We start from the raw sequence: 24,105 nt of genomic DNA, 5'->3' as shown, positions 1-24,105 counted from the left end.
TCGGTGGATATTCTCTACGACCATCAAATGTTTGCCATCCAGAAATTTGGTGGTATATCCCGAATTTTTATTGAGTTAATGCGAGAGTTATCGCCCAACTCTGAGTGCTCAATTCATTGGCATCGTGGCATCAAGAGCGATGGGTATGATATTTCAGAGTATCGCGATCAACTCACCGGATATGGGGTGATACCAAAATTTACCTTTCCAACAGGTAAGGCTATTAATGAGACTATCAATAAACTCTCCTTTCAATGGTTTGTCCGTAGATTCGGTAGACAGTATGATATCTATCATCCTACCTACTATGATGCTGACTTAGTGGAGATTGTTAACCCTAAGAAACTTGTGATAACGATCCATGATATGATTCCCGAAAAATTTTTATCAGGACAAGCTAAGTTTCAGCCATTAATTAAAAATAAGCACCAGCTAGTTGAACAAGCCGATTTAATTTTTGTAGCTTCCGAAAATACCCGCAATGATCTAGTAGAATTATTGGGAGTTAATCCGGAAAAAACTAAAGTAACCTATTGGGCAAGTCGAATTCAAGACGCTAACGAATCTGAGTTACCAAAGAATTGCCTTAGTCAGCCTTACTTCCTTTATGTGGGAACTCGTTCAAAATATAAAAATTTTGAAATAGTCCTCAAAGCATTTGCTGCTAGTCCTAAATTACGGAATAATTTCAAATTAGTGTGTTTTGGGGGTTCCTGTGATTTTTTGGAATCCGAATTAAGGGTTATGGAAGACCATCATATCAGGCAAAATTTCATCTATCTTAGGGGTGATGATGCCCTACTAAAAACCCTATATTGTAATGCCCAAGCCCTAATTTATACCAGCCGCTATGAAGGATTTGGTTTACCGCCCCTAGAGGCAATGGAATGCCAATGTCCAGTTATCTGCTGCTTAACCTCTTCCTTGCCTGAGGTCGTAGGAGATGCAGCTAGTTTATTTGAGCCAGATTCTGTGGATGGACTAGTTAACGCTATGGAGATAGTTGTAGAAGACTCAGAACACCGAGCATCTATGATTGAAAAAGGGCGGCAACGTGCTAAGCTTTTTACGTGGCAAAAGACTGCTCAACGGACTTTGGATGGTTATCGTTCAATTAGCTCATGAATCCTGGACACCGCTATCAGTTTGTCAGCAATATTAGTTGCTAATCAAACCCCGAAGACGGTAATATTTGGATCGGTGTGAGGTAATCAGTCATGAATAAACAGGATTCAGTTATAGAACAAATTAAACAAGACCGAAAGATTCGAGCAGGAGATGATCCACGAAGGTTAGAGCATTTTGGGTTTAAGGTACACTCTCAATCGGATGAAGACGGCATTATAGAAGAAATCTTTAATAGAATTGGGATAAAATCAAAGGTTTTTGTGGAGTTTGGAGCAGAAACAGGACGAGAAAACAATAGTCATTATCTTTTAGAAAAGGGATGGACAGGATTGTGGATAGAATCCTTGCCAGACTATGCAAAAACTATTAGAGAAAATTATCAAGATGCCATCGGGGAAGGTCGCTTAAAATTTATCGAAGCGGTAGTTAACGCCGAAAATATTAATAATTTAATTGAAAGGGGTGGTATTACTGGAGAAATTGATTTTCTGTCAGTGGATATTGATAGTAATGACTATTACGTTTATGAGGCTATTTCGGTTATACAACCTAGAGTTGTTTGTTTAGAGCATAATCATTCCTATCCACCACCTCAAGAATGGATCATGCCCTATGACCCTAATTATCGCTGGGATTATAATTCTACGGCTTATGGAGCTTCTCTTGTATCTTTAGAGAAGCTAGCTCGCCGTAAGGGGATGGTGTTAGTAGGTTGTGGATTATATTCTGCCAATGGATTTTATGTGCGTGAAGATTTAGTCAATGATGCCTTTTCTCCTCCCTTTACTCCTGAGCGCTTTTTTAATCCTTTAGACTATCAAAAAATTGTTAGTTTTCCTCGTAGATATGCGGGGGCGATAAGTTTCCTAGAAAGTCTACTGGATAAGGGAAGCAACTCTCATCCCTTTAAGATAATCCGGAGACTCGGGGGGGGTGTAAGGATAAAAATAAAGCAATTCTTAAAGCAAATACTGGAAAAAGATAATTGAATCCAAGCACTTTTGAGCATGTAATTCCATAGAAAAACTAAAACTCTGACTGCTCAATTCATTACTCAAAACCCTATATCGTAACGCCCAAGCCCTAATTTATACCAGCCGCTATGAGGGATTTGGTTTGCCCACCCTAGAGCCAATGGAATGCCAATGTCCAGTTATCTTCCGCTTAACCTCTTCCTTGTCTGAATTGGTAGGAGATGCAGCTAGTTTATTTGAGCCAGATTCTGTGGATGGACTAGTTAACACTATGGAAATAGTTGTAGAAGACTCAGAACACCGGGCATCTATAGATTGAGAAAGGACGGCAACGTGCTAAGCTTTTAACATGGCAAAAGACTGCTCAACTGACTTTGGATGGTTATCGCTCAATTAGGTCATGAATCCTGGACACCGCTATAAGTTTCTCAGCAGTATCAGTTGCTAATCAAACCCCGAACACGGTAGTATTTAGATTGATGTGAGGTACATTTAATGTATAATACAACCAATGATAACTAGTGACCAAAAATTTGGTTGGGTTTTAAGGTAATACAGTCATGAATAAACAGGATTCAGTTATAGAACAAATTCAACAAGACCGCAAGATTCAAGCAGGGGATGATCCACGAAGGTTAGAGCATTTTGGATTTAAGATATATTCTCAATCGGATGAAGACGGCATTATAGAGGAAATTTTTAATAGAATTGGTGTAAAATCCCAGGTTTTTGTGGAGTTTGGAGCAGAAACAGGAGAAGAAAACAATAGTCGTTATCTTTTAGAAAAGGGATGGACAGGATTGTGGCTAGAATCCTATCCAGACTATGCACAAGCTATTCCAGCCAATCAGAAAGATGCCATCGGGGAAGGTCGCTTAAAATTTATCGAAGCGGTAGTTAACGCCGAAAATATTAATGATTTAATTGAAAGGGGTGGTATTACTGGAGAAATTGATTTTCTGTCAGTGGATATTGATAGTAATGACTATTACGTTTATGAGGCTATTTCGGTTATACAACCTAGAGTTGTTTGTTTAGAGCATAATCCTGCCTATCCACCACCTCAAGAATGGATCATGCCCTATGACCCTAATTATCGCTGGGATGGTAATGCTACGGCTTATGGAGCTTCTCTTGTAGCTTTAGATAACCTAGCTCGCAGTAAGGGGATGGTGTTAGTAGGTTGCGGATTATATTCTGCCAATGGATTTTATGTGCGTGAAGATTTAGTCAATGATGCCTTTTCTCCTCCCTTTACTCCTGAGCGGTTTTTTAACCCTTTAGACTATCAAAAAATTGTTAGTTTTCCTCGTAAACAGATTCAGTAGAGCAAAAACTTGACCCTGGTCTGTTAGCAGGATTTTAGAAGCTTATTACTTTGGCAGTTTTGACAGTTCATTGGCTTATAACCTTTGCACTGTCAATAGTTTCACCAGGTTCCGTTTTTTCCTAAGGTTGATCCTTGAAAATTTGGCGTTGCTGAACTCAAGGATGAGTTATTGAAAGCATTAGTCTCTTGCTGCTTAAATCCCCCTGCTCCCGTGACCAACAAGATTGGGGGTCACAGAGATTAAAATTATACCATCATTAAGCAACGCCGAAAATTTTATTCGTTATCTGTAGGGATACCAACAAACCTTTTGAATTTGAACCACAGCGTTCGCAATTTCCAAAACTTACTTGTCTTCATGGCCGCAACTTCTAGTTTGGTGTGGTGTAATTCGTCTTGAATTTGTTGCAGTTCTATAATTTTACTCTCTTGAAGCTGTTGTGATTGAACTAGCTGTACTTTGGCATTTTGTAATTGCTCTTGAGTTTGTTGAAGTTTAGTTTGACCTAGCTTTACTTTGGCGTTGGCGTGTTGTAATTGCTCTTGAGTTTGTTGCAATTGCTTTTGAGTTTGTTGTAATTGCTCTTGAGTTTGTTGAAGTTTAGTTTGAGTTTCTTGCAATTCTAGGATTCCGCTATCTTGAAGCTGTTGTGATTGAACTAGCAATGTCCGCAACTCATGAAGTTCTTGTAACTCCTTGGAGAGTTCTTGAGTCGTTTTAACTCGACCACAGGCAAGGGTCGTTGAGTACTCGTGGTCTGTAAGACGAAATTTGACAATATCATGCCATAGATAGTTGGATCCAGGCCAAGTTTCAACAACATCATGAAAAGCCATCCATCCTCCAACTTTCATCAGGGGTAATAATAACCCAAAATCCGTCAGCACATCTAAGTATTCATGAGAACCATCAATAAAAACAAAGTCAATCGTCTTTTCTCCAGTTAATTCACCCCAACGCTTCAGAATTTCTAAAGAATATCCCTGAAAAGATTTGATATAAGGAGTCAGTTGGTATTTATCAAGGTTTTCTTTCCAGACCTCAAAGACACTCTTTTCTGGTATGTCGTGACATTGCCCTATCCATGGATCAATACAGTAGATCTTGCGATTAGTCCCTACACAGGCAAACGCCATAGCTGCCGTAGACCTTCCTTTATAAGAGCCAACTTCAACAATAAGAGCATCCTCAGGGAGGGACTTCACTTTATTGAATAAGAACTCTTCTTGGCCAGGAACTAGGAAACCATCAATGGTTTCAACAGCTTCTTTTACCGTCTCATAACTGTTGAATGATTCCTTAGCACTGACAACTTGCTCAAGCAGCTGATCAACCATGATTAAACTCCTATTTTAGCTGACGTTAATTATTGAAAATTTTATTCGTTATCTGTAGGTAAACCGACAAACCCTTTAAATTTGAACCAGAGCGATCGCAATTTCCAAAACTTACTGGTCTTCATGGCCGCAATTTCTACATTAATTACCTTCAACTTAGCCTTAGCTTCGTTCAGTTGGTTCTGAATCTGCTGTAATTGATTTTGCTGAAAATGCTGAATTTTTTCCTGTGACTGTGCCAATTGTGATTGAGTATGCTGAAGTTCTGAGTGTATTTGGGTTAATTGTGATTGAGTTTGTTCATTTTCTGAGTTTGATTGATTTAATTGTGACTGAGTATCTTGAAGGTCTAAGTTTGATTGATTTAATTGTGACTGAGTATGTTGAAGGTCTGAGTGGGCTTGGATTAATTGTGATTTAGTCTGCTGGAGGTCTGTGACAGTTGCACTGACCTGAGAGCGCAAGGAAGCTATCTCTTGACCCTGTTGCTCAATAATCTTCAGAAGTTCAGCACGCCTAGTCTCGATAGTTTGATACTGAACTTGGATGTTTTGATACTGAAATTTGAGTTTATTAAAGTCAGAGGATTTGTCCAGTAATGCCTGAACCATTCGCCCAGATTGACTCTTGAGCAGATAGTAACTAATTTGCTCATCAGTATAGGGAACAAAAGGCTGCCGACTAGCTACGAAAAACATATCATAGTCGAACAACTGTTGTTCAAATTGCAGAAACTCAAAACCGAGGTTCTTAAAGAATTGCGACACCCCTCGCCGACTCAAAAGATGGATATGCTCAATAGGTTGCATTAGCTTTAAAAAATGATCCTTTTGAGCAACCATCTCTGAATAGGTTTTACCCTCTTCATAATTTGGCATCTGGACAATGAAAATACCATCTTCCTTGAGAAGAGATGCCCCATGGCTGATGGTAGCCACTGGATCAGGTAGATGCTCCATGACATCGTAGAGTACGATAGCATCAAAAGATTCTGGTTCTAGCTGCTGATCCTCGAGCGGTCCTGACAAAATGGGCATATTGAATGTCTGTTGGGCAAATTCCACAACCCAAGGGCTAAGCTCCAGACCCATAGCCTCAAAACCTGCCCAGCCCATCATTGCCACAAAGCCACCATGAGCACAACCTAACTCAAGCACTTTGGCTGGCGGTAGTTTATAAGCCATCAGAGTACGCAGCCAGTAGAGGCATCGCTCTGGTAAGTCTTGACGGGCTCGTTGACGAATATCAGGAAAACCATAATGCTCGGTCTGATAAGACAACCAGTACTCTTTACCGTAGAAGTCATGGTTATCATCCTTTATACGGAGCTGCTCAGCCCTCAAACCAGTTTTTGACACTAGAGTGCCACATTGAGAGCACGCCAAGTAGTCGGGGGAAAATTCAGTTAGCTCAGTATTTCCACACCAACAGATATGTCTTAACGTTTGTGTCATCTTGTTGTTGTAGGGAGGTGTTGATAAATTAGCTCGAACTTACGTCTGATCACAAGTCCGGATTGAAAAGCCTTTTTTTAATTAAGTCCCCAGAGAGGGAATAAAAATAAAGGGTCTTAAGAATTAAGACTTGGAAAACTAGGCAGTTATCTACAACAGGTTAATATTCTGTAGTACCGTCAAACCTATCAACGCTAATCCCCCACTACCCATGACAATTCTGACCCTGCGGAGAACCTGAGGCTTCATATAGCCAAGATAGCCCACCATACCTAACATTAGTGCAATGGACAACAAACTACCGCCAAGAGAAAAGAATAGATTTCCTTGGACAGGAGAAACGAATGAGGTTAGTTTTACTAGAGTCCTATCAGCATACATAGCGGTAGATAGCAGTAGTAAGTTGATCCCTAAAATTAGACTAACTACTGGAACTAACAGAGGTTTTAGTCGAAACCAGCCTACCCGCAGTTTCCAGAATTTACTGGACTCCATTGCCGCTAGAGTTGACCCCGCTTCTTGAAGTGCCCGCTGTTTTTGTTGAAGTTGAGCCTCTGCGTACATCAATTGCTGTTCGAGATCTCCTGACGGAAGCTGAGTTGGCTGAACTTGAATTGGGGACGGACTTGGGGGTAGCTGTTCTTGGATTTGAGCCTGTAACTTCCTGAATTCTCCCCAAAGGGGGGAACCTAGACCAGTACCATCATTTTTGATGGTCTTGGCAGTTTCGACCAGAACCTCTACCACGGTATCGGCCATCTTTGACCAGGAAAATTTCTTCGCGTGTTCAAACCCATCAGCAATCAACGGGTTACGAACCTCTGGGTTTTGAACTTTGTAGAGCGCATCAATCAGCTCGTAAACATTAGATTGATCCACATACAATGCTGCTTCCCCAGCTGCTTCAGGAAGAGAGGAGTGACGACAGGTAATTACAGGGCAACCACAAACCATTGCTTCGGTAACTGGTAATCCGAACCCTTCGTACAGAGAGGGGACAACCAGAGCGATCGCACCAGAATACGCTACTTTTAATTCTTCATCACTCAGGGGCAGAACCATCGTTGTTATCCCTTCTGCCAGGGCAGCTAGCTCAGGTTCTAACTCAGGTCTACCACCGACACAAATTACCCCAAACTCTTCCTTATCCACCAGCTTAGATAATGCTCTGAACAGAAAGATAGCGTTTTTATAGCCATTAACACCAGTTCTTTCTCCTACTAAGAGTAAGTAAGGTTTGGTCACCTTGAATTTAGTCTTAAACTCATTGATATCATCATCGCTTGCCGGGGAAAAAACCTTTTTGACCCCACAGTGAGCTACCGTTACCTTGGACGGGGAAATATGGGGGAAAAACTTAATCAGATCTCGAGCCGTATTTTCAGAGATCGTAATATAACGTGAAGCGTGTAAGATACCGTAATGCTTTTCTTTCCAACCTGCTTCGTTAAGATTGGCACCAATCACCTCTGGAATCATGTCATAAGCCATAAATACAGAAGGAGTAGATAGGGGTGCGGTATAGTAGCTGGAAATGAATAGATCAGCCCCCTTTTCATCACAGATTTCCTGCAACAAGTCAGCATCTGCTCCCGTTTTGTTGTAATCGTAAGCTCGAATAGGGCGATAGCGAATTCCAGGAATCCTCGGAGCCGTTCCAGCCCGGTCTAAAACAATCACATGGTCAGCAAAGCCATTAGTTGCCCATTCCTCTAGCAAAGACTTCCAGACTTGGGAAATCCCAGAGTTAGGAAAAAATTGGAAAAATACCCCATCAACCACAATTTGGGGGAATGGTATTTCAATCTTCATAGTTTGTTGCTGAAATTCTTCCAGTTGCAAAAACTGCCATTTTTCGCCGTCAGGCTCCTTCTGAGCAATCGGCACTATACCACAGATATCCGCCGGTTCAACCAGGGTTTCATCCTTAACCCAAGATAAATGTTGACGCAGAAAAACCGGAAATTCAGACTGCTGCTGTAGTCCCTGCCACTCGGCCAGAGCATTCTGGTAGCCGTAGTAGCTCTCCTTAAACTGCAATTGTTCCGGTGTTACATAAGCAAAATGTTGAAAGACCAGTCCCTGTGCTTCGGTTTCTCGATGTAGGAATGGATTGATGCTTGCTACATCTTGCCCATGATTAGCTGACTGATTTGACTGATTAGTTGACGACGGTTGGACTAGCCTTGGGGGTTCGTGGGTTGCCCAGACAGCTCCCGGTTGAAACCTCCACACACGCAACCATTCCTGTTTGGGGTTTTGTGTATAGCAATTGCGACTGCTAACAATTAAATTTTTTCCAACGAAATACCAACACCAGAAGAAAGCAGCCGTCTTGTCAGGTTGGTCGATGAACATCTGTCGGGCTTTACAGATTTGCTCAGTTGTCCACAACTCATCCACATCTACCTGCCACAACAGACACTCTTGTTGGATATTCTCAAGGGGAGCATTCACCATTTCTCGCTTGCCCTCCCAGAAAACCCCATCAGGTTTGCGATAGACGGTGATCTGGTCAGGGTAGCGTTCCATCAGTTGGTCGAGATACTCTGTGGTGCCATCAATACTACGACCATTATGGTGAATTTCATCACTGACATACCCACCCGTAGCTAAACTCCAGGCAGTATCATGCTTCAATTTCGCTACACCTTCAATAATGTGCCAATGCCATCGGAATGGCAGTTTACTAAAGACGTCAATATGATAGCGAATGAAGGGTTCACCATTGATAACAATCGTAAAAAAATTGATTGGAAGAGGGGTTGAGGCTTCACCTGACTTTTCAGCTGAATGAGGGCTATCCGCTTTAGCAAAAATGGAGTAACCATTGCGCACAGAAGCATTTTGCTCAATCAGTTTATAGTTTTTATCTCTTAATAACCGATGGTGATTACTATAATTTTTGTAGGTACAAATATTATCAAGTAGGATAAATTTTGATCCGTAAACCTGATCCAATTCAACCTGAGCCGTGAACTTGGAGCCGTCGATTAAGACTAGATCAAAATCCTCGATCTGGTTTTCTTGCTTAATCGTTTCAATCCCATCTCCAGAGGTTCCCATTTCCCTAACATAATCGATATCTTGACGAAGCAAACCTAAGACTTGTTCAAGAGGGTAATTATTTAGAGGGCTACGATGGGAATGATAAAATTTCCTAACCTCATATTCCCTAGGAAACTGCTCTAGGGAAATTGATGAAATATTGTAGCACTTGACAAAAGAGTCCTGCCGATAGCGTTCCTTTAACTCAGCAAAACGAGGTTGTGAAACCTCCATACAGAATAACACTGGATTAGACGGGTTTTCCCGGAGTCCCTTCACAAACGCTTCGGTGCTTCCCGCACCGGATGAAGACCTGATTTCTAGAACCGTCTTGATATCTTCTTCCCGAGCTATCCTCTGAATCGCTTTATAAAAATCATCGTCTTTAATCTCAGGAGCAATCACATAATCTAGTTCTGATTTTGACCTATTACTTGGCATATGACACAGCTCCTCACACAAACCTGAAAAAAACTTGGCAATAACTTTGGCAAGAGATAACCTCTAACCTGTTAGTCTTTCTAACCTGTTAGTCTAATCTGTTAGTCTAAGGTACTATCCTAATCAGACTTGTTCCAAATTTTTCAAGTTGAGTTTGATATTACCACTTTTTCCATTCTGATTTATTCCGCTTTCCATCTCAGCAATTTTGGCAATCTGAGCAATTTTCGCCCGGGCTTGCTCTAATTCAAGCTTCAGGGCATGGTATTCCGTTTCAATGGCTTGATATTTGTTTTCAAGGGCTTTATAGTTGAAATTTAGTGTATTTCTACCGTTTTCGGCGTTTTGAAGCCATTCTCTGAGGTTAATGATGAATTCCTGATATTTTAGGATTCTTCTGTTCAACCAGTAGGAATCTTTATACATTGGGCATTGGTTCTGAATACTATGGGCTTCAGGTAGAGATTTTCTTAACTGACTAGAAAGTCCCCCTGCATAATAGGATGCGATTGTCCGAGGATAGTAACACAATTTCACAGTCTCATTCTGGATTAGCCTCAGAAACCATTCATAATCCGATGATATTTTGTAGCGTTCATTGAAAAGCCCTATTTTAGAGAAAAACAAGTTAGCTCTGGAGAAGCTGGCTTGGTGAGGCAAACATCCACAGATCAGTTCATCAGCTACGTCTTCAGGCAAGGGAGGTTTCACTAAAATGGTAGACCCAGATTGCTCTCTAACCTCTAGGTCTCCATACAAAAAATCACAGGAGGGATTTGCCAACAGGAAGTTAACGGTATCTTGGATGACCTTTTTATCAAGATAATAGTCATCTGAATTAATAAAAGCAATAAACTCACCAGACGAGTACCTAACTCCCTTATTCATTGCTTCATAGATACCGCCATCAGGTTCGCTAATAAATCGGCTAATCTGATCACTATATTTATGAGCAATCTCCTTAGTTTTGTCTTGGGAGTTGCCATCAATAATAATGTACTCTATATCCTCATAGGTCTGAGAGACGACACTCTTGATCGCTCGCTCTATAAATCGCTCAGCATTTTTACATACAGTTATAATTGAAATCCTCACACGTCCTCCTCGGAATTATCACTATCAGGGTGATAATACTGGTTTTACAGGTTTAACTATAGGGTTTAACTATATTCCAACTGCTCAGATTACCATCTTTCATTTACCTTAAGCTTTTAACGTTTGTTTAAAACTTTTAACTTTTTTTAAGGTTAAACCACTTCGGTAACACTATTCAAGTAACAATCGACTACCTCATTGCTCTCTCCCGCTAACTTTATCCTGCCTTTGTCTAACCAAATCACCCGCTTGCAGTAATGGCGCACAAAGGATAAATCATGGGAGACCACTAAAACAGTGGCATGAGCCTCCCAAAATCTTTCCATGCGTCGCTGGCACTTAATTCTAAAACTTTGATCCCCTACGGATAACACTTCATCTAAAATTAAAATATCTGGCTGTACATCAGTGGCAATGGCAAAGCCTAGCCGCGCTGACATCCCTGAGGATAATCCCTTCACTGGCATTAACTTGTAGTCTTGTAGCTCAGCAAACTCCAAAATCGATGGGGTTCTCTGTTTCATCTCTTGTTTAGAGAAACCTAGCATCACGCCATAGAGTTTGATGTTATCCACTACGGAAAGTTCGGGATCGAATCCAGCTCCTAGTTCAATCATCGGAGCGATTTCACCTCTTATCCATACCTGACCCCCTGTCGGCTGTAAGATTCCACAGATAACTTTAAGTAGGGTTGATTTCCCTGAACCATTCGGTCCAATGATGCCGATTTTTTCCCCAGGTTTTACTGCTAGATCAATATCATCAAGGACTAAATTCCTGGAAGGTTTGCGGTATTTTCCCTCCAAAAATGATATTATAGTTTTTTTGAGGTCATAGGAAAACTCTTCTTGGGTTCTTCGCCACAATGAAACCCGATCGAGTCTAATAACTTCTTCTGTCATCTATAACAAATCCATGAAGTGAGGCTGCCAAACTCGAAAGCAAGTCCAGCCTAAGGATACAATTACTATGGCACTTAGGCATGAGTGTCCAATTAACCCTACATTTGGCAAACCTCCTGACAAAGAAATCTGTCGAATGCTTTCAATAATCGGCAATAAAGGATTTAAAAACAAAAAGGGTCTAACCGCCTCTGGGACAATTGCTGCTGGATAAAAGACTGGAGAGCTAATCCAGATCACAAAGCATACTAATTCATAGAAATAAGGTAAATCCCTAAAGAAAACATAGAGAACACTGACGAGAAACCCGATGCCGATACTAACCAAAATTAAGGCGATTAACGGAAGACTCAACGCTAGCAAATTGACTACACTTTTTGAAGTAAGCAACGTGACAATAGCTAGGAGAGGAAAGCTGCCAACAGCTAACTGAAACACATTAGCAGCAATGGTTGAAACCGGAAAGACACTTATTGGTAAACGAACTTTATTCAACAGGGCACCATTGCCAACTACACTGACTAATGCTTGGTTGGTTGAAGCGGAGAAAAAGTTAGTCACAAGCAACCCAGTAAAAGCAGCCAGAATATAGTTAATGGTTGAGTTGTCATAATAGGAGGCAAAGGTAGCACCGAAAATTGCTGTATATAGTCCTGTCATAATCAAAGGATTTAACAAAGACCAATATACTCCCAGAAGCGATCCTCGATAACGTCCCTTCAGATTTCGCTCTGTTAATATATACAGCAACTCCCAATAGCGCTGGAATTGCCACCGTGCGGTGTTAGCCTTGAGGGATAAGGTCATAATTTATACACCGAAGATATAGAACCGAAGATATAGAACCGAATATATATATAGGGATTCAAGTTAGCCTCCCCACTGGTTCTTAGATGCGCATTTTTAGAACCATAACATATACTGCGAAGAAATTCGCCCTGTCGTGTTCCCACCCCGCACTTTTGGTTACGGCGCGTTCGCTTCCGGAGCGCACCCGTTCTGTTTCGGTGTGTATATTCTTATCATAGTTTAGGGAAATTTGTCGAGTAGGAACTTGGTATAATCCCTTGAGAAGTAAGTATCTGACTTGATTATATGTCTCTGACTAGTGCTGACGAACTAGAGCCAAGTCCCTTACTTTCTTGGCAACTAGGGCAAAGTAACTTGTTAGATTGGCGACCTGTTATCGAAACTAACCCCTCCCTCTGGAGAGAAGCCAAGCAACGGTCTCACCAGGGACCTCAGGTGCTAATGGCAACTACCGTAGGGGGATTAGCGCCACTGTCACTACCAGAAAGTCTACTAGCAGTAGCCCTTACCCTCAGAGGAGCAGAGGTTCATACTCTCCTGTGTGACCATTCTCTGCCTGCCTGCCTCAATCTTCAAAAACTGGATACACCTCAAGAAAGGATTGAAAACTATGATTTAGAAACGATCAAGTGCCAAAACTGTTTCGCAACCGGTCGTTATCTGTATCAACCGTTGCAGTTGACGAACCATGTCTTTAGTGAACTGCTCACTGGGCTTGATAGGCAAGAAGCCAAACAAATTGCAGCACACGTAAGGCTATCAGAGATTGAAAACTATTGCCTGGGCAACTGGAATATAGGTGAACATGCCTATGCTGGGGCGTTGCGCTATTTTACCAGTGGGAATCTAGATAACGAACCCAAGAGTGAAATCGTGGTGCGTCGATATTTTGAAGGGGCTTTGCTGACTGCGTATGCTATCAGTAAGCTACTGTCTAAGTATAATTTTAAGGCTGCTTGCTTCAATCATGGCATCTACTTACCTCATGGCATCATTGGTGAGGTGTGTCGCTCACGCCAAGTGCGGGTGGTTAACTGGACTATTGCCTACCGCAAGCGTTGCTTTATTTTTAGCCACGGAGACACTTATCATCACACTATGCTCAGTGAGCCTCTCCATGCCTGGGAAACCATGCCTTGGACTGAGGCAATGACAGATGACATCCTACAGTATTTGAAAAGTCGATGGCAGGGCACTCGGGATTGGATTTGGTTTCATGAAAAACCTGATGAAGAATTTAGCCGAAATGCTGAGGAGATGGGGCTTGACCTGAACCAGCCAGTGATTGGAATGCTCACTAATGTAATGTGGGATGCCCAGTTGCACTATCGGGCTAATGCTTTTCCCAATATGCTGACGTGGGTACTCCAAACGATTGAGTATTTTGCTAAACGTCCTGAGTTACAACTGCTGATTCGGATTCATCCGGCAGAGATTCGGGGAACGTTGCCTTCTCGCCAACCCTTGTTGCCAGAAATCAAGAAGGTCTGGTCTCAATTGCCTAAAAATATTTTCATCATTCCTCCAGAAAGTCCTGTGAGTACCTACGCAGCGATGGAGCAGTGCGATTCGGTGATTATTTATGGGACAAAAACTGGAGTAGAGTTGACCAGTGTAGGCATTCCGGTGATCGTTGGTGGTGAAGCTTGGATCCGAGATAAGGGAATTACTATGGATCCCTCTACCGCAGAGGAGTATTTCCAGTGCTTGGATCAGCTACCCCTTGGTGAACGGTTGGATGCCAATGCCCTTAAACGAGCCAGGATGTACGCCTACCATTTCTTTTTCAGACGGATGATTCCCCTACAATTTACCGAACCCATATCTGAAAATCCTTACGTGAAGCTGAATATTACTAGCCTAGAGCAATTACTTCCTGGTGCAGATCCAGGTTTGGATATTATCTGTGATGGAATCTTGTCTGGTTCTCCTTTTATCTATCCAGCGGAACGGTTGGGAATTGATCGCGTCTAGATTGGTGGAACGGGCATCAGGGGTGGAACGGGCATCTTGCCCGTGATCAATTTCCGGCATCAGGGGTGGAACGGGCATCTTGCCCGTGATCAATTTCCGGACGGACTATCCCAACCAGGCGCGAAGAGGCGGAAAATCAGGGCGAGCCTTTTGGTGGTGCGTTACGGGGCTACTGGCTACGACGTTGAATATGATGGCAAGGCGCGCCCCTAACGCACCCTACGCACTGCTTCCTGCTCCCTTTGATAATCTAAAAATTTTTAGATTTATATATCCATAACGAGCTGGTATTATAACATAAATAATGGGATAGTTTGATATCATTATCCCCGAGGGTGACACTATAACGGCCAAATCAGGTTAAGCTCAATAGCTTGGTGATGGCTCCATACAGGTGTGTTCAGGAGTGCCTTATGAACTATATCAAAATTCTGGCTAAGCCTTTTCGTCAAGTCAAAAAGTTTTATCACGGCTCATTGACTCAGTCTCCTATTCAACTAGCTAATCCAGGACTAGCTAATCCAGGACAATTGAGTCGTTTGAAGATATTAAAGTCTTTAGCTAAACCAGTAGTTACCTCTGATAAAACGTGCATGGTCTCGGTGGTGATAGGGAGTTATAACCGTAGACCTTTACTGGAAAAAGCGATTCAAAGTGTTCGAGATAATCAGATTCGCGTTCCCTATGAAATCATTGTGATTGACGGGGGGTCAACGGATGGTTCTTTAGAATGGCTAATTCAGCAGAAAGATATTATTACTATCATCCAACATAACCGAGGGGAATTCCAAGGAAAGCCACTCAAGCGCCGCAGTTGGGGGTATTTTATGAATCTTGGCTTTAAATCAGCTAAAGGGAAATATATTTTGATGATCAGTGATGATTGTCTGCTATTACCAAATGCGGTTAATTTAGGGCTGGATAAGTTTGAAGAGGTGGAAAAAGCTGGCATCAAAATAGGGGGAGTAGCTTTCTATTTTCGGAATTGGCCAGAGGATCAAGAATACTATGTACAACATACCCTTGGTGGCAAGCTGTTTGTTAATCATGGTATGTACTTAAAAGAAGCGCTAGCAGCAGTTGACTGGGCGGATGAAGAGCGATATATCTTTTATAAAGCTGATGGGGATCTCTGTTTAAAGATGTGGGAGCTTAATTATGAGATTGTAGATTGTCCAGGGGCTTATGTTGAACATTATTATGATAGCAATGAAGCGGTTCGCCAGACTAACAATGCTGTTTTAGACCATGACCGAGAGGCTTACTTGCAGCGATGGGAAGGAATTTATTATCATCGATATAAGCGGGATCTCCGGAGACGAGTAACTAGGTTCTATGAGGACAAAACTAGAACAGCAGACCAGTTTATGAACTTAGTTTATTAAGTTGTCGAGGAGTAAATAAATAAATAAATGGCTTCGGTGAAACAGGAAATTAGTCGGTTGGTAAATCGTCTGTTAGCGTCCATGAATTTAAAGTTGCTAAGGCTTTCAGACTACAAACAAATTGTGGAAGCGAGTCCGGACCCAGGACGGGATATATGGCGATGGGTTCGTGAAACCTATTCGATTAAGACGGTGATTGATATTGGAGCAAATAATGGGGATTTTGCAGAATTTTTAGCCTGTTACTTCAATGCTAAACAGACCTATGTATTTGAACCATTGCCATCTTATCTATCAGACTTAGAAGGAAAAGCGGCTAAGATTCCTAATCTAAAAATTTTTAATGTGGCTTTGTCGGATTATGAAGGAGAAGAGTTCTTTTATGAGAATTCATACGGGCCAGCTTCTTCGATGTTACGCATAAGCGAACTATGTAAGAAGGAATTTCCACAGACATCAGGAGAAAGTGAAATTAAAGTAAAGGTTTGCCCCCTGGATGACCTATTACAGTCAGAATTAGAGTCTGATCAATTGGAGAGAGATGTTTTTATAAAAATTGATGTCCAAGGGGTTGAAGATAAAGTGATTAAGGGAGGAAAAAAGCTATTTTCCCTAGGGCGATGTGTTCTGGTAGAAATGTCATTTGTTCCTCTGTATAAGGAACAACCATTATTTGAAGAGGTACATGACTGTTTGGTAGAGTTAGGTTACCGATTTGCGGGAATTAAAAATCAAATTAATTCTATCAAGTCTGGACAGCCATTATTCTGCCATTGTTTGTATGTCCGTTAGGGTTGTGCAAGCTATCAGCTATCAGCTATCAGCTATCAGCTTATGCGCTACAGATGGTGCTACTTGAGATGCTTTTTAATAAAACAGGTAAGCATTGGTTTAATCTGAGTTAAGTCACAGGCTGGAAGCCTGTGCCACAACTGACCACTGACCACTGACCGCTGAATGCTGATAGCTGAATGCTTACGTTAATTTTTAAGAGTGAAGGTGAGGAGTGAAGGAACCATGAAACTTTCTGTTGTTGTTGGTACCTATAATCGATTGAGTCTTCTGAAGCAATGTATTACTAGTATTCTTGAACAAACATCAACCCCTACAAAAATTTATGTAACTGATGCGGGGTCTGATGATGGCACTATTGAGTACTTAAATGCGATCGCATCGGAAAATCCACAGGTGATTCCGGTTTTGGTGGGCGAAAAGCTTGGTCAAGCTAAAGCCTATAATGATGTGTTCAGACTGGTAGATACTCCCTATGTGTGTTGGGTCAGTGATGATAATGTAATCGTTAACCAGGGTCTAGATACGGCGGTAAAAATACTTGAGGAAAAGCCGAAGATCGGGATGGTAGCTCTGAAAGTCAGGGATAAACAAGGCCCCTTCGTGAGTGCCCCTTACATCGGTGGTGTTTCAGTAGTTGGTGTATTAAATGTTAACCAAGGTGTGCTGAGAACTTCAGTATTAAAACAGGTGGGTGGATTCTGTGAAGTATTTCGAGATTATGGGATTGATCCGGATTTGACCACGAAAGTTTTATTTTCAGGGCATGATATTGTTTATACTAAAAAAATTGCTATTCATCATTACCGGAATTGGAGTTCGGATCCTAATTCTCCAGAATATGCCCAAATGATGGAGAGGCAAAAGCAGTATAAAGCCCTTTATGCGGAACGGTACTCAAAGTATGCTAAAGCAGGTTGGTTATGGCAACTGAAAAAGTATCTTTGGGCATTGTTTCGTAAAGGGATCGGGTTTGATCAACACTACAATTCAGACCAACCGATCTTCTGGAATCTCATCCCTCGGGATTGGCACAATATCATGACCAGTCGGTATATTAGTATCACTGATCCGATGACTACTCAAGGTAAAAGTTATCACTTAATTCAACATTGTCCAGGATATCTACGACCGAGATCATTTCAAGTCGAGCCGTTATCCTGATAGCTATCAGCGGTCAGCTATCAGCGGTAAGCTTAAGCGCTACGCGCACGCTACGCGAACAGTTATCAGCTAATGCACTAAATCACAGGCTAGAAGCCTGTGCCACGCTACTTGAGGTGCTATCAGTTATCAGCTAAAGGCTGACGGCTGACGGCTGACGGCTAAATGCTGAGAAAAAGATAAATACGTATTGAAATCCTAGCTAATTAATGGTAAACCATTGGACAGTGGTGAAAAACCGATAGGAATTTATTGGTTGTAGGAGTGTAAAATGTCCCGAAGACTGACTATTAATGGCTTTGAAATTAATGATGATAGCGATTGCTTTGTAATTGCTGAAATTGGGAATAACCATCAAGGTAGCTTGGAAAAGTGTAAAGAAATGTTCCGGATTGCTAAGGAATGCGGAGCAAATGCGGTAAAGTTACAAAAACGAGACAATCGTACGCTTTACACTAAAGCTGCTTTTGACAGACCTTATGACCATGAAAATAGTTTTGGTTTGACCTACGGTGAGCATCGGGAGTTTCTAGAATTTGGTGCTTACGAATATCAGGAACTGAAAAAGTATGCTGAAGAAGTAGGGATTACGTTTTTCTCTACTGCTTTTGATATTCCGAGTGCGGACTTTTTGGGTGAGTTGGATATGCCAGCCTATAAGATCGCTTCTGGAGACCTTAAGAGCTTGTCCCTAATTAAACATGTTGCCCAATTCCAGAAGCCGATGATCGTTAGCACCGGTGCAGCTACTTTAGAAGATGTGCAACGGGTTTACGATGCGATTATGCCGATTAATCCCCAGTTGTGTATCCTCCAATGTACGGCAAGCTATCCAGCGGACTTTGAAGAACTTGACCTGAAGGTGATCGAAACTTATCGGGAACTGTTCGGTGATATTGTGATTGGTCTATCTAGCCATGACAACGGTATCGCTATGGCAGTGGCGGCTTATGTTCTCGGGGCTCGTGTGATTGAGAAACACTTTACCCTGAACCGGGCGATGAAAGGAACAGACCATGCTTTCTCGTTAGAACCGACAGGGTTGCGCAAGATGGTAAGAGACCTCAGACGCACTCGCCAAGCCTTTGGGGATGGGGTGAAGAAAGTACACCTGAATGAACGTCCTGCTTACTTCAAGATGGGGAAAAAACTGGTGGCTGCGGATAATTTACCTGCAGGACATGTTTTAAGGCCAGAGGATATCGCGATGAAATCCCCAGGGGATGGTTTACCCCCCTATGAATTGGACAATGTGATTGGTAAAGTCTTAACCAAACCCCTAAGGGTGGATGAGTCGATTACGTTGGCTGGGTTGGTGGAAAATGTTGAACAGGTTGCTGTGTAGGGTGTTGTTGGCTTTGTGAACTATTTTGACCTCTCTGGCAAAATCGCTATTGTGACTGGAGTCTTAGGTAAACTTGGACCGGTGTGGAGTCGGGCATTACTGGATGCTGGCGCAACGGTTGTGGGGATAGACCTACCATTGGCTCAGGTGCCAAGCTCCTTTGAGACACTTCAAGGGCATTATCCCAAGACTCGTTTGTGTTTGGAGCGGGGTGATATATGCGATCGCACTTCCATGACTACAATCCGCGATCGCATCCTGACTGACATGGGCATTCCTGCCGTGATTGTCAACAATGCTGGGATTGACCAACCTCCTGGTCCAGTGACAACCTATAGCTTGGACGAGATCCCCCTAGAGATTTGCCGCAAGGTGTTTGAGGTGAATGTCTTGGGAGCATTCCAGGTGACCCAAGTCTTCGGTAGCCCGATGGTGGAAGCTAGACGAGGTTCAATCATTAATATCGGTTCGTTGTATGGGAGCGTATCTCCCGATGCCCGGTTTTATGAGCATCTGGAGTGCGACCCTCCTTTTTTGAAACCCCCTGCCTATGGGGCATCGAAGGCAGCACTGGTGAATTTAACCCGGTACTTTGCTACCCACTGGGGACCCTTTGGTGTCCGGGTTAATGCCCTTTCTCCGGGAGGAGTATTGGGTGGACAGGATGAGGAATTCAAAGGTCAATTTTGCGATCGCGTTCCTCTAGGACGGATGGCCGAGTTTGAGGATTTACTTGGCCCATTAGTGTTTCTGGCATCCGATGCCTCTGCCTATGTCACAGGTATCGAACTCCGAGTCGATGGCGGTTTTACCGTGTGGTAGATTAGACTGGTTCCCTACTCCCTGTTCCCTCAAGGGGTAAAAAATAATGGCACAAGACTATTTACCGAGCCAAGTCTTGAACTGGATTGATGGTCAACAAATAGCAGCAGTCACAGGAGAATGGTTTGATAAGCTAGACCCCACTAATGGTCAAGTGCTATGTCAGGTGGCTCGCTCAAGAGCAGCAGATATTGAGCAAGCGGTAAGGTCAGCTAAACAGGCTCAACCGGCTTGGGCTGATACTCCCCCGGTACAACGGGGTGCTATCTTACACGAGATTGTCCTAGGGATGAAAGCCCGTCAGGAGGAGATTGCCAAGATAGTAGCAGCAGAAACCGGTAAGTCCTATGGTTCAGCTTATGGAGAAACTGGCGGTGCGATCGCATTAGGATTATTCTACGCGAGTGAAGGACAACGGTTGTATGGTCGCACCACTACCAGCGGTGTGGTTAATAAATATGCCATGACTGTGCGTCAACCTCTGGGAGTCGCTGGATTAATTATTGCGGCCAATACTCCCATTGCTAATGTAGCCTGGAAAATCTTTCCAGCACTGGTTTGTGGCAATAGCGCGGTATTAAAAGTAGCAGAAGACACTCCCGCCACTGCTTGGATAGTTGGACAAATTGCTCAAGAGGCTGGGTTACCCCCTGGTGTCCTCAATATTATTCAGGGATATGGTGAAGAAGCGGGCGCTCCCTTGGTTGCTCATAATGATGTGGCTGTGGTTAGCTTTACGGGGTCTACAGAAGTAGGACGAATTGTGCAACGGGTAGCTGGGGAGCGCTTTGGCAGGGTATCCCTGGAGTTGGGGGGTAAGAATCCCTTGGTCGTGTGTGATGATGCGGATTTGAACAATGCCATCAAGTGGACCTTACTCTCAGTGTTCAGTAATGCTGGTCAACGTTGTGCTTCTGCTAGTCGAATCATTGTCTTTGACAGCATCTATGATCAATTCCGTGACCAATTAGTGGAGAAAACTAAGGAATTAAAATTAGGTCCGACTGATCAGGATGACCTTGGTCCAGTGATTAATGAGCAACAGTTGACTAACATGATTGCAGCGGTGAAACAGGCACAGCAAGCAGGAGCAACGGTGTTGGTGGGAGGCGATCGCTTAAAGGACCCTGACCATGCTACTGGTTTCTATATGGCACCGACCCTGCTAGAGAATGTAGACCCCCACGCAGAAATTTCTCAATGTGAATTATTTGGTCCGATTGCTAGTCTCTACCGGGTCAAAGACTTTAAGGAAGCTCTTGCTCTTGCTAACGATTCTCCCTATGGCTTAACTGCTTCGATTCACACTCGCAACATCCACCGTGCAGTACGGTTTTGTGAGAAAGTCCAAACTGGGGTAGCTGTAGTGAATGCCGGTACTTATGGCAGTGAACCCCATATGCCCTTTGGTGGACTCAAGCAATCCGGTAATGGTACCCGTGAACCAGGCACAGAAGCCTTGGATGTCTATTCTGAGTTGAAGGATATCTATATTAATATTGATCCTGAGCAATTTTGATCGTAAGGGAGTAGGGAGTAGGGAGTAGGGAGTAGTTGATGTAGGGTGGGCAGTGCTTATCAAAGCTACTACAGGCTTGGAAATTTATATTACGCACTGCCCACCCTACGATTATTTTTATTTACTGTTGGTGGGCAGTGCTTATCAAAGCTACTACAGGCTTGGAAATTTATATTACGCACTGCCCACCCTACGATTATTTTTATTTACTTAGGTATGTTTAAATACTAACGAAAGATTATTAGCTGGCATTTGATAAGTTTTTTCAAGGATGAGATTATGATTACTGGCAACCTCTACAACATCTTCTAAATTACGTACTCCCCATTCTGGGTTTTGTTGTCGTAAATAGGAGTCAAAATCAGCATTGGAAAGTGCAGTGTGTTTATTACCTTGTTTGTAGGGACCGTATAAATATAGAATATCTCCTGATGAAAGGATACGACCAGCACCTGCGATTAATCCTAGACAAGTAGACCAAGGCGAAATGTGAATCATATTAATATTCACCATCGCTACAATATCTGGTATTTCTGATAGTATTTCCGTTTCTACTTTCCAAACCGGCTGACTGACATCAATATCAAGGGGTTGATAAAGGTTGTCGCTAGGGGAATGGTTAGCCCAGGCGATGATACTTTCACGAAGGGAAGCATCAATATCGGAAGGAATCCATTTTCGAGGGTTTAACTGTTGTGCAAAATAGATAGCATGTTCTCCGGTACCGCTAGCAATTTCTAAAATTGTGCCAGTGGCTGGTAATATCTCTAAAAGTACTTGTAAAATTGCTTCCCGGTTGCGCTGGGTTGCTGGGGCGTATTTTCGGCTGTCCACTAATTTTTCTCCCCGATAATGATAAGAGTGGGAACAGGCAAGATGCCCATTCCACCATCAGAGTGGGAACAGGCAAGATGCCCATTCCACCATCAGAGTAGGAACAGGCAAGATGCCCATTCCACAAAGCTATTAAAATCATCCCACATTTAGGCAACGCTATTAATTTTATGTCGGCGGCATTCCTGTTACCTTTGCTATTTTAGATTGCTTTAAGGAAAATAACGATAAAATTCTCGTCTATGGAGAACACGGGAGAATATGATAGTATCCCCTTTTAGGAAAAATCCAATTCTATAATCCCCTACACGAATTCGATAGGCATTATCTTCTCCTTTTAATTTTTTGATGTTTTTGATATCCCTAAGATTTTGACAGGAAATAATATCCTGAAAGGTAAACTTTTTAATCGTATTATAAAAAGGGGTGCTTTTCAGAGATTTAAGATCCTTAATAAAGGTTGGAAGATATTCAGTTTTCATTCTTTGTCGAGTTCTGCTAATGCTTCTTCCAAACTTAAAGGTGTTTCATCTTTAACTTCCATCATAGCACGATATAGTCCTTCATCTTCAAAGCTTTCAATTAAACGTTTATAGTCCTGAAAATCAATTAATACTTTCTGGATATTACCTTGATTATCGGCAATCAATTCTTGTGCTAATGGATAATATTTAGGGTTTATTATTTCCTCTTCATTGCAGAAACTTTTGACTCCAATCTTAACTATATAAATAGCTACTGGAGTCGCCAATGCCAGGGGCAAATTACCAGATGCAGCTAGAGATGCAACCAACGCAGTAGTTACTCCAGCGAGTCGATCGTCTCTAAATTCATCTTGACAAATTATATGGCGACACCGCCTGGCTAAATTTTGCAACCAACTCTCTTGTATATCTATTCTCTCTATTCCGGCTTCCGAAGCTATAATTTCAGTCGCATACTCCAAATCTCCTTCCTCTTCTTCTATCTCATTAAGGGCAGCCAAAGCCTCTGGATAATTTGCCAATTGATCCCGAAATTGCTCAATTTCTTCTCGTGTAACTGTAATCATAGAATTATTCGGTTTAAATGCTTAATTTTATTATAGCATTTTTCAGTAATTTGAGGGTAAAATTATTTCATTTTAGGTAAAAATAGTACCTAAAATACCGCGCTAATGCCCCACAAAGTTCAAACTATATACGATTGAGTTTATCAAAAATGTAAACAAATAAAAACTAGTTTATCTTCCCACAATTACCATACTTACTACCCTCCCCACCCTCTCCACAATCTCCATATTTCGTAATAAAAAAAATTTTCTAAACCCCTTGACATTTTATGTATTTATTAATAAATTATTATTATCAACCTTTTCAAACAATAACTAGTCATGAATCAAAACATTAACCCCAACTCCGATGACAATCAAAACCCTGACAATCAAGGTCGCAAACCTAAGAAAGTCAAGCACATCTTGATCGGTTCTCCTAAACAAGTTCGCCATACTATTTATGCCATTTATGCCCTTAAATACGCCTATCCCGATGAGTGGAGCACTCCGGAGCCTACGGAAAATCCTGGTGAGGTTATGACCACTTTGATTCGGTATTTGTACTTAGACTAGGATAGGGGTTTGCCAGGGTTTGCCGCCCTGGCGGCCAGGAATTGTGGAGGTTATTTTTTGCAAGTTATTTTGTGGAGGAGTATAATGTAAACAGAGTTAGGATGTACTTGCTGGAAAGCAGTTACTGAGTAACTTGACAAGAAT

The 24,105-nt window shown here is 42.2% G+C and carries 22 protein-coding genes; 12 read left to right on the top strand and 10 right to left on the bottom strand.

Features of this window, described 5'->3' with window-relative positions; genetic code table 11:
* The first annotated feature begins 3 nt into the window (after positions 1-3).
* The 4 genes from F6K57_RS18370 to F6K57_RS18355 all read left to right on the top strand — a co-directional run bounded on the left by F6K57_RS18370 (position 4) and on the right by F6K57_RS18355 (position 3,430).
* Positions 4-1,125 (top strand): glycosyltransferase family 1 protein, encoded by a 1,122-nt coding sequence (locus tag F6K57_RS18370; protein WP_293069770.1) that lies wholly within the window; start codon positions 4-6, stop codon positions 1,123-1,125.
* A gap of 92 nt (positions 1,126-1,217) precedes the next feature.
* The gene (locus F6K57_RS18365; RefSeq protein ID WP_293069768.1) at positions 1,218-2,117 is read left to right on the top strand and encodes a hypothetical protein; all 900 of its coding nucleotides are present in this window, start codon (positions 1,218-1,220) and stop codon (positions 2,115-2,117) included.
* 49 nt (positions 2,118-2,166) lie between these two features.
* Complete coding sequence (locus F6K57_RS18360) at positions 2,167-2,421, top strand: glycosyltransferase (protein WP_364303451.1); 255 nt, start codon at positions 2,167-2,169, stop codon at positions 2,419-2,421.
* 241 nt (positions 2,422-2,662) lie between these two features.
* Positions 2,663-3,430 carry a hypothetical protein gene (locus tag F6K57_RS18355; RefSeq protein WP_293069766.1) on the top strand — a complete coding sequence of 256 codons (768 nt, stop codon included), beginning with the start codon at positions 2,663-2,665 and terminating at the stop codon, positions 3,428-3,430.
* Positions 3,431-3,708: 278 nt separating this feature from the next.
* Here F6K57_RS18355 and F6K57_RS18350 read toward each other — a convergent pair whose 3' ends face one another.
* The 6 genes from F6K57_RS18350 to F6K57_RS18325 form a co-directional block, all read right to left on the bottom strand.
* Positions 3,709-4,770 (bottom strand): class I SAM-dependent methyltransferase, encoded by a 1,062-nt coding sequence (locus tag F6K57_RS18350; protein ID WP_293069764.1) that lies wholly within the window; start codon positions 4,768-4,770, stop codon positions 3,709-3,711.
* A gap of 41 nt (positions 4,771-4,811) precedes the next feature.
* Positions 4,812-6,224, bottom strand: coding sequence for a methyltransferase domain-containing protein (locus F6K57_RS18345; protein WP_293069762.1), 1,413 nt, complete (start codon positions 6,222-6,224; stop codon positions 4,812-4,814).
* Positions 6,225-6,374: 150 nt separating this feature from the next.
* Positions 6,375-9,713 carry a glycosyltransferase gene (locus F6K57_RS18340; RefSeq protein WP_293069760.1) on the bottom strand — a complete coding sequence of 1,113 codons (3,339 nt, stop codon included), beginning with the start codon at positions 9,711-9,713 and terminating at the stop codon, positions 6,375-6,377.
* A 123-nt stretch (positions 9,714-9,836) separates the two neighbouring features.
* Positions 9,837-10,808, bottom strand: coding sequence for a glycosyltransferase (locus F6K57_RS18335; RefSeq protein ID WP_293020440.1), 972 nt, complete (start codon positions 10,806-10,808; stop codon positions 9,837-9,839).
* A 152-nt stretch (positions 10,809-10,960) separates the two neighbouring features.
* On the bottom strand, positions 10,961-11,710 hold the full coding sequence (locus F6K57_RS18330) for an ABC transporter ATP-binding protein (protein WP_293069758.1): 750 nt from the start codon (positions 11,708-11,710) through the stop codon (positions 10,961-10,963).
* Complete coding sequence (locus F6K57_RS18325; protein WP_293020438.1) at positions 11,711-12,517, bottom strand: ABC transporter permease; 807 nt, start codon at positions 12,515-12,517, stop codon at positions 11,711-11,713.
* Between the two features lie 288 nt (positions 12,518-12,805).
* Here F6K57_RS18325 and F6K57_RS18320 point away from each other — a divergent pair, with 288 nt between their 5' ends.
* From F6K57_RS18320 to F6K57_RS18290, 7 genes are all read left to right on the top strand, one after another.
* A complete protein-coding gene (locus F6K57_RS18320) occupies positions 12,806-14,494 on the top strand; it encodes a capsule biosynthesis protein (protein ID WP_293069756.1) in 1,689 nt (562 codons plus the stop codon).
* 413 nt (positions 14,495-14,907) lie between these two features.
* Positions 14,908-15,879 (top strand): glycosyltransferase, encoded by a 972-nt coding sequence (locus F6K57_RS18315; protein ID WP_293069754.1) that lies wholly within the window; start codon positions 14,908-14,910, stop codon positions 15,877-15,879.
* Between the two features lie 27 nt (positions 15,880-15,906).
* Positions 15,907-16,671, top strand: coding sequence for an FkbM family methyltransferase (locus F6K57_RS18310; protein WP_293069752.1), 765 nt, complete (start codon positions 15,907-15,909; stop codon positions 16,669-16,671).
* Positions 16,672-16,896: 225 nt separating this feature from the next.
* Positions 16,897-17,835 (top strand): glycosyltransferase, encoded by a 939-nt coding sequence (locus F6K57_RS18305; protein WP_293043955.1) that lies wholly within the window; start codon positions 16,897-16,899, stop codon positions 17,833-17,835.
* A gap of 271 nt (positions 17,836-18,106) precedes the next feature.
* On the top strand, positions 18,107-19,180 hold the full coding sequence (locus F6K57_RS18300; protein ID WP_293043957.1) for an N-acetylneuraminate synthase family protein: 1,074 nt from the start codon (positions 18,107-18,109) through the stop codon (positions 19,178-19,180).
* A gap of 15 nt (positions 19,181-19,195) precedes the next feature.
* The gene (locus F6K57_RS18295) at positions 19,196-20,002 is read left to right on the top strand and encodes an SDR family oxidoreductase (RefSeq protein WP_293028617.1); all 807 of its coding nucleotides are present in this window, start codon (positions 19,196-19,198) and stop codon (positions 20,000-20,002) included.
* A 46-nt stretch (positions 20,003-20,048) separates the two neighbouring features.
* Positions 20,049-21,521 (top strand): aldehyde dehydrogenase family protein, encoded by a 1,473-nt coding sequence (locus F6K57_RS18290; protein ID WP_293069750.1) that lies wholly within the window; start codon positions 20,049-20,051, stop codon positions 21,519-21,521.
* Here the strand turns inward: F6K57_RS18290 and F6K57_RS18285 are convergent.
* The 4 genes from F6K57_RS18285 to F6K57_RS18270 all read right to left on the bottom strand — a co-directional run bounded on the left by F6K57_RS18285 (position 21,496) and on the right by F6K57_RS18270 (position 23,406).
* Positions 21,496-21,618, bottom strand: a complete 123-nt coding sequence (locus tag F6K57_RS18285) for a hypothetical protein (RefSeq protein WP_293043963.1) — start codon at positions 21,616-21,618, stop codon at positions 21,496-21,498. The two genes, F6K57_RS18290 and F6K57_RS18285, sit on opposite strands and share 26 nt — an antisense overlap.
* 113 nt (positions 21,619-21,731) lie before the next feature.
* Positions 21,732-22,355: a DUF938 domain-containing protein gene (locus F6K57_RS18280; RefSeq protein ID WP_293069748.1), complete on the bottom strand. Its 624-nt coding sequence runs from the start codon at positions 22,353-22,355 to the stop codon at positions 21,732-21,734.
* A 212-nt stretch (positions 22,356-22,567) separates the two neighbouring features.
* Positions 22,568-22,837, bottom strand: coding sequence for a type II toxin-antitoxin system RelE/ParE family toxin (locus F6K57_RS18275; protein ID WP_293069746.1), 270 nt, complete (start codon positions 22,835-22,837; stop codon positions 22,568-22,570).
* On the bottom strand, positions 22,834-23,406 hold the full coding sequence (locus F6K57_RS18270; protein ID WP_293069744.1) for a hypothetical protein: 573 nt from the start codon (positions 23,404-23,406) through the stop codon (positions 22,834-22,836). Before F6K57_RS18270 ends, F6K57_RS18275 begins: the two co-directional genes overlap by 4 nt.
* A gap of 321 nt (positions 23,407-23,727) precedes the next feature.
* On the opposite strand from F6K57_RS18270, the gene F6K57_RS18265 reads away from it, so the two are divergent.
* Complete coding sequence (locus F6K57_RS18265; protein ID WP_293028600.1) at positions 23,728-23,961, top strand: hypothetical protein; 234 nt, start codon at positions 23,728-23,730, stop codon at positions 23,959-23,961.
* Positions 23,962-24,105: the final 144 nt, after the last annotated feature.

Source organism: Moorena sp. SIO4A5 (assembly GCF_010672005.1).
In the GTDB taxonomy this organism is placed as follows: Bacteria; Cyanobacteriota; Cyanobacteriia; order Cyanobacteriales; family Coleofasciculaceae; genus Moorena.
Note: the sequence above shows the minus strand (reverse complement) of the source record. Positions and strands in the feature narration are given on the sequence as shown.

Bases quoted from the DNA above. Each gene is read 5' to 3' on its own strand.
- F6K57_RS18365 (WP_293069768.1), top strand. From the start codon at position 1,218: ATGAATAAACAGGATTCAGTTATAGAACAAATTAAACAAGACCGAAAG.
- F6K57_RS18355 (WP_293069766.1), top strand. From the start codon at position 2,663: ATGAATAAACAGGATTCAGTTATAGAACAAATTCAACAAGACCGCAAG.
- F6K57_RS18350 (WP_293069764.1), bottom strand. From the start codon at position 4,770: ATGGTTGATCAGCTGCTTGAGCAAGTTGTCAGTGCTAAGGAATCATTC.
- F6K57_RS18345 (WP_293069762.1), bottom strand. From the start codon at position 6,224: ATGACACAAACGTTAAGACATATCTGTTGGTGTGGAAATACTGAGCTA.
- F6K57_RS18340 (WP_293069760.1), bottom strand. From the start codon at position 9,713: ATGCCAAGTAATAGGTCAAAATCAGAACTAGATTATGTGATTGCTCCT.
- F6K57_RS18330 (WP_293069758.1), bottom strand. From the start codon at position 11,710: ATGACAGAAGAAGTTATTAGACTCGATCGGGTTTCATTGTGGCGAAGA.
- F6K57_RS18325 (WP_293020438.1), bottom strand. From the start codon at position 12,517: ATGACCTTATCCCTCAAGGCTAACACCGCACGGTGGCAATTCCAGCGC.
- F6K57_RS18320 (WP_293069756.1), top strand. From the start codon at position 12,806: ATGTCTCTGACTAGTGCTGACGAACTAGAGCCAAGTCCCTTACTTTCT.
- F6K57_RS18315 (WP_293069754.1), top strand. From the start codon at position 14,908: ATGAACTATATCAAAATTCTGGCTAAGCCTTTTCGTCAAGTCAAAAAG.
- F6K57_RS18310 (WP_293069752.1), top strand. From the start codon at position 15,907: ATGGCTTCGGTGAAACAGGAAATTAGTCGGTTGGTAAATCGTCTGTTA.
- F6K57_RS18305 (WP_293043955.1), top strand. From the start codon at position 16,897: ATGAAACTTTCTGTTGTTGTTGGTACCTATAATCGATTGAGTCTTCTG.
- F6K57_RS18300 (WP_293043957.1), top strand. From the start codon at position 18,107: ATGTCCCGAAGACTGACTATTAATGGCTTTGAAATTAATGATGATAGC.
- F6K57_RS18290 (WP_293069750.1), top strand. From the start codon at position 20,049: ATGGCACAAGACTATTTACCGAGCCAAGTCTTGAACTGGATTGATGGT.
- F6K57_RS18275 (WP_293069746.1), bottom strand. From the start codon at position 22,837: ATGAAAACTGAATATCTTCCAACCTTTATTAAGGATCTTAAATCTCTG.
- F6K57_RS18270 (WP_293069744.1), bottom strand. From the start codon at position 23,406: ATGATTACAGTTACACGAGAAGAAATTGAGCAATTTCGGGATCAATTG.
- F6K57_RS18265 (WP_293028600.1), top strand. From the start codon at position 23,728: ATGAATCAAAACATTAACCCCAACTCCGATGACAATCAAAACCCTGAC.